Source organism: Yinghuangia soli (assembly GCF_021502675.1).
Taxonomy (GTDB): Bacteria; Actinomycetota; Actinomycetes; order Streptomycetales; family Streptomycetaceae; genus Yinghuangia; species Yinghuangia soli.
The window spans coordinates 204,829-219,246 of sequence record NZ_JAKFHA010000014.1 but is presented as its reverse complement, the minus strand read 5'-3'; the positions used below and the strand labels follow the sequence as shown (position 1 = coordinate 219,246).

Genomic DNA, 14,418 nt, shown 5'->3' with positions numbered 1-14,418 from the left:
GCACCCGCCCCGCACCCGCCCCGCCCCCGCTCCGCCCCCTCCGCATTCCTCTGCGGAAGGGACTTGACGCGCTAGTTATTGAGTAATAACTTACTTCACATGGCAGCCCCCACGAACCCCGCAGCCGGCACCGTCCGAATGAGCGCCGACGAGCGTCGCGCCGCAGTCATCCGGGCCGCCGTCGCCGAGTTCGCCAAAGGCGGTCTGAACGGCACGTCCACCGCGGCGATCGCGAAGCGCGTCGGCGTCTCGCAGCCGTACCTGTTCCGCCTGTTCGACGACAAGAAGGCGCTCTTCCTCGCCACGGTCGACTACGGCTTCGGCCGGGTCGAGGAGCGCTTCCGCCGCGCCACCGAAGGCCTCACCGGATACCCGGCGATGCATGCGATGGCGCACGCCTACCAGGACTTCCTCGACAACGACTCCGAACTGCTGCGCATCCAGCTGCAGGCCTACGTCGCGGCCGAGGACCCCGATCTCCGACCCGAGATCCGCGCGTACTGGGACCGGCTCGACTCGCTGGTCCGCGAGATCACCGGCGGCGACGCCGAGGACCTCACCAACTTCTTCGCACGCGGCATGCTGTGCAATGTCGTCGCGTCGCTCGACCTGCCGCGCGAGCGGTACTTCGGCGACACGCTGTCCGCGGACGGCAAGCTGCTCAGCTGCGAACTCTGCGCGGACCCCGAGCGCTACGGGGAGTACGAGGGTCGCCGGCCCTGGCCGCACTGAGCGCCCAGTCCCCGCCTCGACACAGCCCCGCCCCGAAACACCTGCCGGACGACCTGCCCCACCTGTCCACCCCCCGTCCACCCCGCGCGGCCCCGAGCCGCGTCCGGGGGAGGACTCCGTCCGGCAAAGTTAGTCATCGATAACTAAATGCGCAGCCAAAAGTTAGTAAGCAATCACTTCTTTACCTGCTCGTTCCCCACGACCGCCACGGCACCCCCATAACCTCAAGGGACCCTCATGAGTCAGCAGCAGCAGGCCCGCCCCGCCACCGGATCGCGCACGGTCCTGTGGACCTTCCTCGCCTCGAGCTTCGCCCTCTTCATGGCCTCGCTCGACAACCTCGTCGTCACCACCGCCCTGCCGTCCATCCGCGACGACCTCGATGCCGGGATATCCGAACTCGAATGGACGGTGAACGCCTACACGCTCAGCTTCGCCGTCCTGCTCATGCTGGGCGCCGCGCTGGGCGACCGGTTCGGCCGCCGCCGCGTCTTCGCGTTCGGCATCGGCATCTTCACCGTCGCGTCGGCCCTCGCCGCGATCGCCCCGAACTCCGAGACCCTGATCGCCGCCCGCGCCATCCAGGGCGCCGGGGCCGCCGCGATCCTCCCGATCTCGCTGACCATCCTGACCCGGGCGGTCGCCCCCGAGAAGCGCCCGATGGCGCTCGGCCTGTGGGGCGGCATCAACGGCCTCGCGGTCGCGCTCGGCCCGCTCGTCGGCGGGGCCGTCGTCGAAGGCGGCTCGTGGCAGTGGATCTTCTGGCTGAACGTCCCGCTCGGCCTGATCCTGGTCCCGCTCACGCTGACCAAGGTGGACGAGAGCCACGGCCCCAACAGCCGCCTCGACCTGATCGGCACCATCCTGGTCAGCCTCGGCATGCTCGGCCTGGTCTTCGGCCTGGTCCGCGGCGAGAGCCACGGCTGGTCCAGCACCGGCGTGGTCGCGCCGATCGCCGCCGGTGCCGTCCTGATCGCCGCATTCGTCGCGTACGAGCGCCGCGCCGCGCAGCCGATGCTCCCGATGACCATGTTCCGCAACCGCGCCTTCACCGCCCTGACCTTCTCCGGGCTGCTCATGTTCGCGGGCGTCTTCGGTTCGATCTTCCTGCTCACCCAGTACTTCCAGGGTGTGCAGGGCTACTCGCCGCTCGGCGCCGGCCTGCGGATCCTGCCCTGGACGATGATGCCGGTCATCATCGCCCCGCTGGCCGGCCCGCTGGCCGCCCGGATCGGCGGCCGCCCGCTGGTCGTCGCCGGCCTCGCGCTGAGCGCGGCAGGCCTGGCCTGGTTCGCCCTGACCGCCTCGCCCGACGTCACCTACGCCGAGCAGATCCCCGCACTGATCCTGAGCGGCCTGGGCATGTCGCTGTACTTCATCCCGACCGCCAGCCTGCTGATGTCGGTGGTCCGCGCCGACCAGCAGGGCGTCGCGTCCGGCGCGAACAACGCGATGCGCGAGCTCGGCGGCGTCCTCGGCGTCGCGGTCCTCGCCTCGGTCTTCACGGCCAACGGCGGCTTCACCTCGTCGCAGCAGTTCGTCGACGGCCTCATCCCGGCCCTGTGGGTCGGCGTCGGCCTCGCCGGCATCGGCTCGGTCACCGCCGCGCTGATCCCGCGCGGCCGCACCGAGGCCGCCCCGGACTCGGCGATGGGCGCCCCCGTCCAGAAGGTCCCGGCCGGAGTCTGACCCCCGGCGGCACCACCGCCGACCATGACAACATCACGCCCGCGGGCGCGCCCTCTCCGGAGGCCGCGCCCGCGGGCGACTGCGCTCCAGGGGCGGACGGACGCGCACCCGACCACCGTGGGAATCCCCACGCTGCTCTCGGCGCCGCACCGGCCCTCTGCCCGCATCGGTCAATTCGCCAGCCAGGCGTCCACACCGGCGAGAAGCTTCTCCCGCACCCCGTCCGGCGCCGTCGACCCGCGGATCGACTGCCGGGCCAGCTCCGCCAGTTCGGCATCGCCGAAGGCGTGCTCGGTCCGCGCGATCTCGTACTGCGCGGCCAGCCGCGACCCGAACAGCAGCGGGTCGTCCGCCCCCAGCGCGATCGGCACGCCCGCCTCGAACAACCTCCGCAGCGGTACGTCCGCCGCCCGGTCGTAGACCCCCAGGGCGACGTTCGACGCCGGACACACCTCGCACACCACGCCGCGCCGTGCCAGTTCGGCCATGAGCAGCGGATCCTCCGCCGCCCGCACGCCGTGCCCGAGCCGCCGCGCACCCAGCACATCCACGCACTCCCGGACGCTGCGCGGACCGTCGAGCTCCCCGCCGTGCGGGTTCGCGAACAGCCCGGACCGCCGCGCGATCGCGAAAGCCCGCTCGAACTCGAGCGCCCGCCCCCGCCGTTCGTCGTTCGACAGGCCGAAGCCGACGACCCGGCCGCCGGCGTACCGGGCCGCGAGCCGGGCCAGCGTGCGGGCTTCGAGCTGGTGCTTCGTGCGGTTTGCGGCGATGACCACCGCGATGCCCACACCCGTGTCGCGCTCGGCCTCGTCGACCGCGTCCAGGATGATCTCGACGGCCGGCGTCAGCCCGCCCAGCCGGGGCGCGTAGGACGTCGGGTCGACCTGGATCTCCAGCCAGCCCGAGCCCTCCGCGGCGTCGTCCTCGGCGGCCTCGCGCACCAGCCGCCGCACGTCGTCCTCGCTGCGCACGCACGAACGCGCGATGTCGTACAGCCGTTGGAACCGGAACCAGCCGCGCTCGTCGGTGGCCCGCAGCCGCGGGGGAGTGCCCGAGGTCAGCGCCGACGGCAAGTGGACGCGGTACCGGTCGGCGAGCTCGAGCAGCGTCGAGGTCCGCATCGAACCGGTGAAGTGCAGGTGCAGGTGGGCCTTCGGAAGCGCGCGCACATCGCGGACGGGGTGATCCATCTCCCCGATCATGGCCCACCTGCGGCCCGCCCGGGCGAACTCCGCGCACTTTGCCCCGTCCGGATGACGCCGTACCCCGGAAACGCCGGTGGCCCGGTCCGGAGGATCCGGACCGGGCCACCGCAAGGCCACTGCTCAGCTGCGCAACCGCACAGCCACGCCGCTGCTTCGCTACTTCGCTTCGCCCAGCAGCTTCGCGATCCGCGAGACGCCCTCCACCAGGTCGTCGTCGCCCAGCGCGTACGAGAGCCGCAGGTAGCCCGGCGTGCCGAAGGCCTCGCCCGGGACCACCGCGACCTCGACCTCGTCCAGGATCAGGCTGGCCAGCTCGGCCGAGCTCTGCGGCACGCGGCTGCGGATCTCCTTGCCGATCACGCCCTTGACCGACGGGTACGCGTAGAACGCGCCCTTCGGCTCGGGGCACTCCACGCCCGGGATCTCGTTCAGCATCCGCACGATGGTCCGGCGGCGGCGGTCGAACGCCACCTTCATCTCGTCCACCGCCGACAGGTCGCCGGACACCGCGGCCAGCGCCGCCGCCTGCGCCACGTTGCACACGTTCGAGGTGGCGTGCGACTGCAGGTTCGCGGCCGCCTTGATGACGTCCTTCGGGCCGATGACCCACCCGACGCGCCAGCCCGTCATCGCATACGTCTTCGCCACACCGTTGACGATGATCGTCTTGTCGAGGAGCTCCGGGACCACCGTCGGCATCGACACGAACTCCGCGTCGTCGTACACCAGGTGCTCGTAGATCTCGTCGGTCAGCACCCACAGGCCGTGCTCGGCGGCCCAGCGGCCGATCTCCTCGACCTGCGCGCGCGTGTAGACCGCACCGGTCGGGTTCGACGGCGAGACGAACAGCAGCACCTTGGTGTTCGGCGTACGGGCCGCCTCGAGCTGCTCGACGGACACCAGGTAACCGGTGGTCTCGTCGGCCACGACCTCGACCGGCACACCGCCCGCGAGCTTGATCGACTCGGGGTAGGTGGTCCAGTACGGCGCCGGCACGATGACCTCGTCGCCCGGGTCCAGGATGGCCGCGAAGGCCTCGTAGATCGCCTGCTTGCCGCCGTTGGTGACGAGCACCTGCGCCGGGTCCACGGTCAGGCCCGAGTCGCGCAGCGTCTTCTCGGCGATCGCCGCCTTCAGCTCCGGCAGCCCCCCGGCCGGCGTGTAGCGGTGGAACTTCGGGTCGTGGCACGCGGCCACCGCGGCGTCCACGATGTACGGCGGCGTCGGGAAATCGGGTTCCCCGGCGCCGAAGCCGATGACCGGGCGGCCGGCCGCCTTGAGGGCCTTGGCCTTGGCGTCGACCGCGAGAGTCGCGGACTCGGCGATCGCGCCGATGCGCGCGGAGACGCGGCGCTCGGTGGGGGAGCTGGACTGGGGGCTGGAGGAAGCAGCGGTCATGCCGCCCATGGTCCCACTGCCCCGCAGGGCCGGGCACGCCGGTTTCGCGATATGAACGCGGACGAGTGCACCCGACCCCGGGCGACCGTGTCCCGGCCGTCCGCGACCGCACTTGCACCCCTCCTGCACTGCTCTGCGACGGCAGTTGTCCGCCACCTGTCCGGTACCTGCACTGCGGCGGACGAGTGCCCGTCCGCGGCGACGGGTTCGACCTGGCGACGCGCAACCCGTACACTCATCGACTGGCGGATCAAACCTGCTCGCCGTCCTGCCCGGAAACCCGATGGTTCCAGGCCGGTGCGTCGGCTAGGTTTGAGACCACTTGAAGGGCACTAGCTCAATTGGCAGAGCACCGGTCTCCAAAACCGGGGGTTGGGGGTTCAAGTCCCTCGTGCCCTGCGATGTGCGACCCCGATGCGGATCAGTGGATCCCGCGGGGTCCGCATGCAGTCAGCGCCAGTCAATCAGCGCCGACGACACCGTCGGTGATCCAGTCAGACCGGATCCAGGTGAGGACGAGTGACGGAGGCCCACGGCTCCACTGCCACGCCCGAGGATGAGCGCTCGGACGAGCTCGGCGTGGACGAGACCCCTCCCGGCGGCAGGAACCGCAAGGGACGCAGGGCCGAGGCCGAGAAGCCCGAGCCGAAGAAGAAGAGCATCTTCGCGCGCCTCGCGCTGTTCTACCGGCAGATCATCGCGGAACTCCGCAAGGTCGTCTGGCCCACGCGCAACGAGCTCGTCACGTACACGACCGTGGTGATCGTGTTCTGCCTGATCATCATCGGCATCGTCTACACGCTCGACCTCGGCTTTGCCCGGGCGGCGCTGGAAATCTTCGGCTGATCCGGCTCCCTGCCGGTTAATGTGGTGTCCGGGGCCGCCGTGCCCCGGGCCCTGCCGGGTCGCGCCGTGCCGGTGCACCGCCGGGCCCAACCGATTGATCCCCATTCAGGAAGAAGCAGCCACCGTGTCAGACCCGAACCTGTTCCCCGACGAGGACGAGGCCGTCGAGGAGACGGGCGCCGTGTCGGAGCAGGCTGAGGAAGCCTCCGACGTGGCCGCCGCCGACACCGCCGACGAGGCGTACGACGGCGACGAGGTCGACGAGGCTGCCGACAGCGACGAGGCTGCCGACGACGAGGCCGAGCCGGCCGCTGCCCCGGCCGAGTCGGTGGACACCCTCGAGGAGTTCCGCGACGCCCTGCGCCGGGCGCCCGGCGAGTGGTACGTCATCCACTCGTACGCGGGCTACGAGAACCGCGTGAAGGCCAACCTCGAATCCCGCACGACCTCCCTCAACATGGAGGAGTACATCTTCCAGGTCGAGGTGCCGATGGAAGAGGTCGTCGAGATCAAGAACGGTCAGCGCAAGACCGTCAAGCGCAACAAGTTCCCCGGATACGTGCTGGTCCGCATGGACCTGACCAACGAGTCCTGGGGCGCGGTCCGCAACACCCCCGGCGTCACCGGCTTCGTCGGCAACGCCCACGAGCCCTTCCCGCTCACCCTCGACGAGGTCGCCAAGATCCTCGCCCCCGAGGAGGAGCAGGCCGCGGCCGGCGGCGGCACCGCCAAGGCGCCCGCCGAGGTCAAGGTCCTCGACTTCGAGGTCGGCGACTCGGTCACCGTCATCGACGGCCCGTTCGCGACCCTGCAGGCCACGATCAACGAGATCAACCCGGACTCGCAGAAGGTCAAGGGCCTGGTCGAGATCTTCGGCCGGGAGACCCCGGTCGAGCTCTCGTTCAACCAGATCCAGAAGAACTGAGCAGCACCCCACAGGCTTCCGAGACCCGGGGCGGCGACGCCGCCCCGGGGAGCGGATTAGGGCGCCTTCGCAACGGTGGTTATCGTTGTGGGGGCGCCACGCCGCGTCTGCCCCCCGAGAGGGACGGCGGCACATGGCGCTACACGTCGCACGAATCGGCCTCGCAGGTCTCCTGCGGAGCCGTGCGTACCGTGCGGCGACAGGTGAGTACATCTCGTCGAAGGACCCGGAAACATGCCTCCCAAGAAGAAGCTTGCAGCGATCATCAAGCTGCAGATCAAGGCCGGCGCCGCCACCCCGGCCCCGCCGGTCGGTCCGGCGCTGGGCCAGCACGGCGTCAACATCATGGAGTTCTGCAAGGCCTACAACGCGGCGACCGAGTCGCAGCGTGGCGACATCGTGCCGGTGGAGATCTCGGTCTACGAAGACCGCTCCTTCACCTTCGTCACGAAGACGCCGCCGGCCGCGCGCCTGATCCTCAAGGCCGCCGGTGTCGAGAAGGGCTCGGGCGAGCCCCACAAGACCAAGGTCGCCAAGATCACCCGCGACCAGGTCCGCGGCATCGCCGAGACCAAGATGGCGGACCTCAACGCGAACGACCTCGACGCCGCCGAGAAGATCATCGCCGGCACCGCCCGCTCCATGGGCATCACGGTCGAGGGCTGAGCACCAGCACCCCCGCCCGCTGACTCGTCCCGAGTCCGGGCCCCTGGCAATCCCGTGGCAGGGCCGTGCGTCGGCCCGATCCCACCACGACTCCTTCCGTACTTTCAGGAGCAGAAGTGACGCAGCGCAGCAAGACGTACCGCGAGGGTGCGGCCCAGGTGGACAAGGAGCGGCTGTACGCCCCGCTCGAGGCCGTCCGCCTGGCCAAGGCCACCTCGAAGACCAAGTTCGACGCGACCGTCGAGGTCGCCCTGCGCCTGGGTGTCGACCCGCGCAAGGCCGACCAGATGGTCCGCAGCACCGTCATCCTCCCGCACGGCACCGGCAAGACCGCCCGGGTCCTGGTCTTCGCGACCGGTGAGCGTGCCGAGGCTGCCAAGGCTGCGGGCGCCGACATCGTCGGCTCCGACGAACTGATCGACGAGATCCTCAAGGGCAACCTGCTCAACGAGATCGACTCGGTCGTCGCCACCCCGGACCTCATGGGCAAGGTCGGCCGCCTCGGCCGCGTGCTCGGTCCGCGTGGCCTCATGCCGAACCCGAAGACCGGCACCGTGACCCCGGACGTGGCCAAGGCCGTGAACGAGATCAAGGGCGGCAAGATCGAGTTCCGCGTCGACAAGCACTCGAACCTGCACTTCATCATCGGCAAGACCTCGTTCACCGACGAGCAGCTGATCGAGAACTACGGTGCCGCGCTGGACGAGGTCCTGCGTGTCAAGCCGTCCGCCGCCAAGGGCCGCTACGTCAAGAAGGTCGCCTTCACGACGACCATGGGCCCCGGCATCCCGGTCGACCCGAACCGCACCCGCAACCTCCTCGTCGAGGAGGACCCGGCCGCCGTCTGATCCGCCGCTCCCCGGAGCCCGATCGGACGCTGCCAGGCAGCGAACTCCCGTGGCCCGTACGCCCCTTCCCAGGGGTGTACGGGCCACGGCCGTTCCCGCCGGGCGACGGATCCGGCGACCAGGGGCCCGGCCGAAGGGACTTGGCCGCACGGATTTGGCGGATACGCCATGCGTGTCGTACCTTGGACCGAAGCCAAAGACCGCCGGTCGGCGCAAGCGTGTCGTTCACCCGACAACGTAAGTGCCCGAAGGCTCCGCGACACACAGCGGACGACCTGCGCAGGTGCCAGTGAGGTTCCCGCCCGCTCTTCGTGAGCAGGCAGTTTCCGCCCCGTGCGCCTACGCCGGGGCGTTTTCGTTTGTCCGGGCCCGTTGCCCCGCCGGTGGTCGTCCAGGCATCCGGTCGGTCCCCGACCGATCGTCGATTCACACGCGGAAGGAGGCCCGTCCCATGGCGAGGCCCGACAAGGCAGCCGGCGTTGCCGAGCTTGCGGACAAGTTCCGCGGCTCGAACGCTGCCGTGCTGACCGAGTACCGCGGGCTCACCGTGGCGAAGCTCAAGGAGCTCCGCCGTTCCCTCGGTGAGAACGCAGAGTACGCCGTGGTGAAGAACACGCTCACCAAGATCGCTGCCAACGAGGCGGGCATCACCGAGCTGGACGACCTCCTTGTGGGTCCGTCCGCCGTGGCCTTCGTCTCCGGCGACCCGGTCGAGGCGGCCAAGAGCCTGCGTGACTTCGCCAAGGCGAACCCCCTTCTCGTCATCAAGGGCGGTGTCCTCGAGGGCAAGGCCCTCAGCGCTGACGAGATCAAGAAGCTCGCGGACCTCGAGTCCCGCGAGGTGCTGCTCGCCAAGCTGGCGGGTGCCATGAAGGCGTCGATGGCCAAGGCCGCCGCGACCTTCCAGGCCCCGCTCACGGAGTTCGTCCGCACTGCGGAAGCCCTCCGGGTCAAGCTCGAGGCCGAGCAGGGCGGTGCCGGCGAGCCGGCTCCCGCCGCCGAGGCCGCCGAGGAGGCCGCGGCCGAGTAACTCGGTCCGCAGCACCTCGCGACTCCGGTCGCCGGGGGCCCTGCCCCCGCCACTCACACCACCCGGCACCTGCCGAACAGACTAGGAAGGACCGCCACCATGGCGAAGCTCAGCAACGACGAGCTCATCGAGGCGTTCAAGGAAATGACCCTCATCGAGCTCTCCGACCTGGTGAAGCTCTTCGAGGAGACCTTCGACGTCAAGGCTGCCGCCCCGGCCGCCGTCGTCGCCGCGGCCGGCCCGGCCGCCGCCGAGGCCGAGGTCGAGACCAAGGACTCGTTCGACGTCATCCTCGAGTCGGCCGGCGACAAGAAGATCCAGGTCATCAAGGAGGTTCGTGCCCTCACGAACCTGGGCCTGAAGGAAGCCAAGGACCTGGTCGACGGCGCCCCGAAGCCGCTGCTCGAGGGTGTCAACCAGGAGGCCGCGGACAAGGCGAAGGCCGCCCTCGAGGGTGCCGGCGCCACCGTCTCGGTCAAGTAAGTCCCGCACTTACTGACTTCTGCTTCACCTGCTTCACCGCGTCAGGCGGTCGTCCCCACGGGGGCGGCCGCCTGACGGCTTTTCCGGCCCGCGCACCGCCGGGCCCGGCCCGGCCCCGCCCTCATGGGCCCTGCGTCCCGCCCAGCCCGCGTACGGCCGCCCTGACCGCCGGTACGCTGCCGATCCCGCTCTGCGACTCCCGCCCCTCATGTCCCGCCGGCCGGCACTCCCACACCGGCCTCCGGCGCCCGTCCTGCGGCAGGCGACTCCCACCACCCGCCCCAAGCGCCCGTCCCCTGCGTCCTCCACCCTGCGAAACTCTGCGACCCTGCGACCTCGCGGCTCCCACCGACCCCATCCGGTCTTACCCACCTCGGCATGCCTGCCAATCCCGCCGGGCCCGACCGACCGGAATCCGCGGTTCCGAGGCCGCCGTACACGTCGCCGGGGGCACCTCCCGCAGCACCCGCGGCCGGCCCCGCCGACGTGCGTTCCGCCACTCCGACAAGCACATGACCCACACACCCGAGGCACACCCGAGACACACCCGGGACACCCCCGCTTCACCATTTCGGCTTCACTCTCCCGAGTGATTCTTCCGCCACGCTGTGGCATCTGCCACACCGCTCCGCACCCCCCGAAAACGGCGTCCGCACACCCGTGCGGCGGCACCCAGGCGGGTGTCCGACAACCGCCCCTCGGCCCGTTCCCGCACCGGCCCGGACCCCGGCCCAGTACCGCGCGCAGGGCCGTGACCTGCGCATGCATAGCGGATTCCGGCCGTTTTGCAACGCGCCGCCCAGCGTGCGCCCGGCTGTCGGTCGGCTGTGCAAGAGTGGTGCCCACGTCGCCGCCTCTTGACGAACCGGACGCGGCGCGCAATTCTTCGGACGCGTCCCGAAGAGCACTTGCCGGGTGGCAGAAGCCCCCGAGATGGCGAGCGCCCGTTCCAGGCGCTGGACAGCGGTGTGCCGTGTGGCTACACTGACCCTTTGCGCTGCCTGTTGACCCGTCCGCGGTACTCCCACCGAGGCTGTCCGGCATGCGCACAGTGAGTCCGAGCCCTCGGAAGGACCCCTCTTGGCCGCCTCGCGCAACGCCACGAACGCTACGAACCCCGGCGCCGCCAGTACCGCCCCGCTCCGCATCTCCTTCGCAAAGATCCGCGAGCCTCTTGAGGTACCGAACCTTCTCGCGCTGCAAACCGAGAGCTTCGACTGGCTGCTCGGCAACAGCGTTTGGAAGGCCCGGGTCGAGGACGCGCTCGCGTCGGGAGCAGACGTCCCCACCAAGTCCGGCCTCGAGGAGATCTTCGAGGAGATCTCCCCGATCGAGGACTTCTCCGGGTCGATGTCGCTCACGTTCCGCGACCACCGCTTCGAGCCGCCGAAGAACTCGATCGAGGAGTGCAAGGAGCGCGACTTCACGTACTCCGCGCCGCTCTTCGTCACGGCGGAGTTCACCAACAACGAGACCGGCGAGATCAAGAGCCAGACGGTCTTCATGGGCGACTTCCCGCTCATGACCAACAAGGGCACGTTCATCATCAACGGCACCGAGCGTGTCGTGGTGTCGCAGCTCGTGCGCTCGCCCGGCGTCTACTTCGACAAGCAGATCGACAAGACGTCCGACAAGGACATCTTCAGTGCGAAGGTCATCCCGTCCCGGGGTGCCTGGCTCGAGCTGGAGATCGACAAGCGCGACACCGTCGGCGTCCGTATCGACCGCAAGCGCAAGCAGTCGGTCACGGTGCTGCTGAAGGCGCTCGGCTGGACCGACTCGCAGATCCTCGAGGAGTTCGGCGAGTACGAGTCGATGCGCCAGACCCTGGAGAAGGACCACACCCAGGGCCAGGACGACGCGCTGCTCGACATCTACCGCAAGCTGCGTCCGGGAGAGCCGCCGACCCGCGAGGCCGCGCAGACGCTTCTGGAGAACCTGTACTTCAACCCGAAGCGCTACGACCTGGCCAAGGTCGGCCGGTACAAGATCAACAAGAAGCTGGGCGTCGAGCGCCCGCTGGACGCGGGGACCCTCACCGTCGAGGACGTCATCGCGACCATCAAGTACCTGGTCAAGCTGCATGCCTCCGAGACCGAGATGACCGGCCTGGGCGGCCAGGAGCTCGTCGTCGAGGCGGACGACATCGACCACTTCGGCAACCGCCGCCTGCGCAACGTCGGCGAGCTGATCCAGAACCAGGTCCGCACCGGCCTCGCGCGCATGGAGCGCGTCGTCCGCGAGCGCATGACCACCCAGGACGTCGAGGCGATCACGCCGCAGACCCTGATCAACATCCGGCCGGTCGTCGCCTCCATCAAGGAGTTCTTCGGCACCAGCCAGCTGTCGCAGTTCATGGACCAGACGAACCCGCTGTCGGGCCTGACCCACAAGCGCCGTCTGTCCGCGCTGGGCCCCGGCGGTCTGTCCCGTGAGCGGGCCGGCTTCGAGGTCCGCGACGTGCACCCGTCGCACTACGGCCGCATGTGCCCGATCGAGACGCCCGAAGGCCCGAACATCGGTCTGATCGGCTCGCTCGCCTCCTACGGCCGGGTCAACGCGTTCGGCTTCGTCGAGACCCCGTACCGCAAGGTCGTCGAGGGCGTCGTCACCGACGACGTCGACTACCTGACCGCGGACGAAGAGGACCGCTTCGTCATCGCCCAGGCGAACGCGCCGCTGAACGCGGACAACACGTTCGCCGAGGCCCGCGCGCTCGTCCGGCGCCGCGGCGGCGAGATCGACTACCTGCCCGGCGACGAGATCGACTACATGGACGTCTCGCCGCGCCAGATGGTGTCGGTCGCGACCGCGATGATCCCGTTCCTCGAGCACGACGACGCCAACCGCGCGCTCATGGGCTCGAACATGATGCGCCAGGCCGTGCCGCTCCTGAAGGCCGAGTCGCCGCTGGTCGGCACCGGCATGGAGTACCGCGCGGCGGTCGACGCGGCGGACGTCATCTCGGCCGAGAAGGACGGCGTCGTCACCGACGTGTCCGCGGACTACGTCACCGTCATGAACGACGACGGCACCTACACGACCTACCGCGTGCAGAAGTTCATGCGCTCCAACCAGGGCACGAGCTTCAACCAGAAGGTCATCGTCGACGAGGGCGCCCGCGTCGAGGCCGGCCAGGTCCTCGCCGACGGCCCCTGCACCGACGAGGGCGAGATGGCCCTCGGCAAGAACCTCCTCGTGGCGTTCATGCCGTGGGAAGGCCACAACTACGAGGACGCGATCATCCTGTCGCAGCGCCTCGTGCAGGACGACGTCCTCTCCTCGATCCACATCGAGGAGCACGAGGTCGACGCCCGCGACACCAAGCTGGGCCCCGAGGAGATCACCCGGGACATCCCGAACGTCTCCGAAGAGGTGCTGGCCGACCTCGACGAGCGCGGCATCATCCGCATCGGTGCGGACGTCGTGCCCGGCGACATCCTGGTCGGCAAGGTCACGCCCAAGGGCGAGACCGAGCTCACCCCCGAGGAGCGCCTGCTCCGCGCGATCTTCGGCGAGAAGGCGCGCGAGGTCCGCGACACCTCGCTGAAGGTGCCGCACGGCGAGCAGGGCAAGGTCATCGGCGTCCGGGTCTTCGACCGCGAGGCCGGCGACGAGCTGCCCCCGGGCGTGAACCAGCTGGTCCGCGTCTACGTCGCGCAGAAGCGCAAGATCACCGACGGCGACAAGCTCGCCGGCCGGCACGGCAACAAGGGCGTCATCGCGAAGATCCTGCCGGTCGAGGACATGCCGTTCCTGGAGGACGGCACCCCGGTCGACATCATCCTCAACCCGCTCGGTGTGCCGTCCCGCATGAACCCGGGCCAGGTCCTCGAGACCCACCTCGGCTGGGTCGCCAGCCGCGGCTGGACCGTCGAGGGCGACGACGAGGACTGGAAGGGCCGCCTGCGCGCCATCGGCGCCGACGCGGCCGACCCCGGCACCAACGTCGCCACCCCGGTCTTCGACGGCGCGCGCGAGGAGGAGATCACGGGTCTGCTCGACTCGACGATCCCGAACCGCGACGGCGTCCGGATGATCGACGGGTCCGGCAAGGCGCGGCTGTTCGACGGCCGCTCCGGCGAGCCGTTCCCGCACCCGATCTCGGTCGGCTACATGTACATCCTGAAGCTGCACCACCTGGTCGACGACAAGCTGCACGCCCGTTCGACCGGCCCGTACTCGATGATCACGCAGCAGCCGCTGGGTGGTAAGGCGCAGTTCGGTGGCCAGCGCTTCGGTGAGATGGAGGTGTGGGCGCTCGAGGCGTACGGCGCCGCCTACGCCCTCCAGGAGCTGCTGACCATCAAGTCCGACGACGTGCTCGGCCGCGTGAAGGTCTACGAGGCCATCGTCAAGGGCGAGAACATCCCGGAGCCTGGCATCCCCGAGTCCTTCAAGGTGCTCATCAAGGAGATGCAGTCGCTCTGCCTCAACGTCGAGGTCCTCTCGAGCGACGGCATGTCGATCGAGATGCGCGACACCGACGAGGACGTCTTCCGCGCGGCGGAGGAGCTCGGTATCGACCTGTCCCGGCGCGAGCCGAGCAGCGTCGAAGAGGTCTGATGTCCGGCCCGGCACCTGGCCACCGCC

The 14,418-nt window shown here is 69.7% G+C and carries 11 protein-coding genes and 1 tRNA gene; 10 read left to right on the top strand and 2 right to left on the bottom strand.

Annotation, left to right across the window (positions count from 1 at the left end; translation table 11 throughout):
- Positions 1-99: 99 nt before the first annotated feature.
- Positions 100-732, top strand: coding sequence for a TetR/AcrR family transcriptional regulator (locus tag LZ495_RS23515; protein ID WP_235054829.1), 633 nt, complete (start codon positions 100-102; stop codon positions 730-732).
- 237 nt (positions 733-969) lie between these two features.
- Positions 970-2,421: a DHA2 family efflux MFS transporter permease subunit gene (locus tag LZ495_RS23510; RefSeq protein ID WP_235054828.1), complete on the top strand. Its 1,452-nt coding sequence runs from the start codon at positions 970-972 to the stop codon at positions 2,419-2,421.
- A gap of 170 nt (positions 2,422-2,591) precedes the next feature.
- Here LZ495_RS23510 and LZ495_RS23505 read toward each other — a convergent pair whose 3' ends face one another.
- Complete coding sequence (locus tag LZ495_RS23505; RefSeq protein WP_235054827.1) at positions 2,592-3,614, bottom strand: adenosine deaminase; 1,023 nt, start codon at positions 3,612-3,614, stop codon at positions 2,592-2,594.
- A 171-nt stretch (positions 3,615-3,785) separates the two neighbouring features.
- Complete coding sequence (locus tag LZ495_RS23500) at positions 3,786-5,027, bottom strand: pyridoxal phosphate-dependent aminotransferase (protein WP_235054826.1); 1,242 nt, start codon at positions 5,025-5,027, stop codon at positions 3,786-3,788.
- A 326-nt stretch (positions 5,028-5,353) separates the two neighbouring features.
- On the opposite strand from LZ495_RS23500, the gene LZ495_RS23495 reads away from it, so the two are divergent.
- The 8 genes from LZ495_RS23495 to rpoB all read left to right on the top strand — a co-directional run bounded on the left by LZ495_RS23495 (position 5,354) and on the right by rpoB (position 14,391).
- A tRNA-Trp gene (locus LZ495_RS23495) sits at positions 5,354-5,426 on the top strand.
- 120 nt (positions 5,427-5,546) lie between these two features.
- The gene (secE, locus tag LZ495_RS44975; protein WP_235054825.1) at positions 5,547-5,873 is read left to right on the top strand and encodes a preprotein translocase subunit SecE; all 327 of its coding nucleotides are present in this window, start codon (positions 5,547-5,549) and stop codon (positions 5,871-5,873) included.
- Positions 5,874-5,997: 124 nt separating this feature from the next.
- Positions 5,998-6,798, top strand: a complete 801-nt coding sequence (gene nusG, locus LZ495_RS23485; RefSeq protein WP_235054824.1) for a transcription termination/antitermination protein NusG — start codon at positions 5,998-6,000, stop codon at positions 6,796-6,798.
- 234 nt (positions 6,799-7,032) lie between these two features.
- Positions 7,033-7,464, top strand: coding sequence for a 50S ribosomal protein L11 (gene rplK / locus LZ495_RS23480; RefSeq protein WP_235054823.1), 432 nt, complete (start codon positions 7,033-7,035; stop codon positions 7,462-7,464).
- 116 nt (positions 7,465-7,580) lie between these two features.
- On the top strand, positions 7,581-8,312 hold the full coding sequence (rplA, locus tag LZ495_RS23475) for a 50S ribosomal protein L1 (protein WP_235054822.1): 732 nt from the start codon (positions 7,581-7,583) through the stop codon (positions 8,310-8,312).
- Between the two features lie 451 nt (positions 8,313-8,763).
- The gene (gene rplJ / locus LZ495_RS23470; protein WP_235054821.1) at positions 8,764-9,342 is read left to right on the top strand and encodes a 50S ribosomal protein L10; all 579 of its coding nucleotides are present in this window, start codon (positions 8,764-8,766) and stop codon (positions 9,340-9,342) included.
- A gap of 99 nt (positions 9,343-9,441) precedes the next feature.
- A complete protein-coding gene (rplL, locus tag LZ495_RS23465) occupies positions 9,442-9,825 on the top strand; it encodes a 50S ribosomal protein L7/L12 (protein WP_235054820.1) in 384 nt (127 codons plus the stop codon).
- A 1,080-nt stretch (positions 9,826-10,905) separates the two neighbouring features.
- The gene (rpoB, locus tag LZ495_RS23460) at positions 10,906-14,391 is read left to right on the top strand and encodes a DNA-directed RNA polymerase subunit beta (RefSeq protein ID WP_235054819.1); all 3,486 of its coding nucleotides are present in this window, start codon (positions 10,906-10,908) and stop codon (positions 14,389-14,391) included.
- Positions 14,392-14,418: the final 27 nt, after the last annotated feature.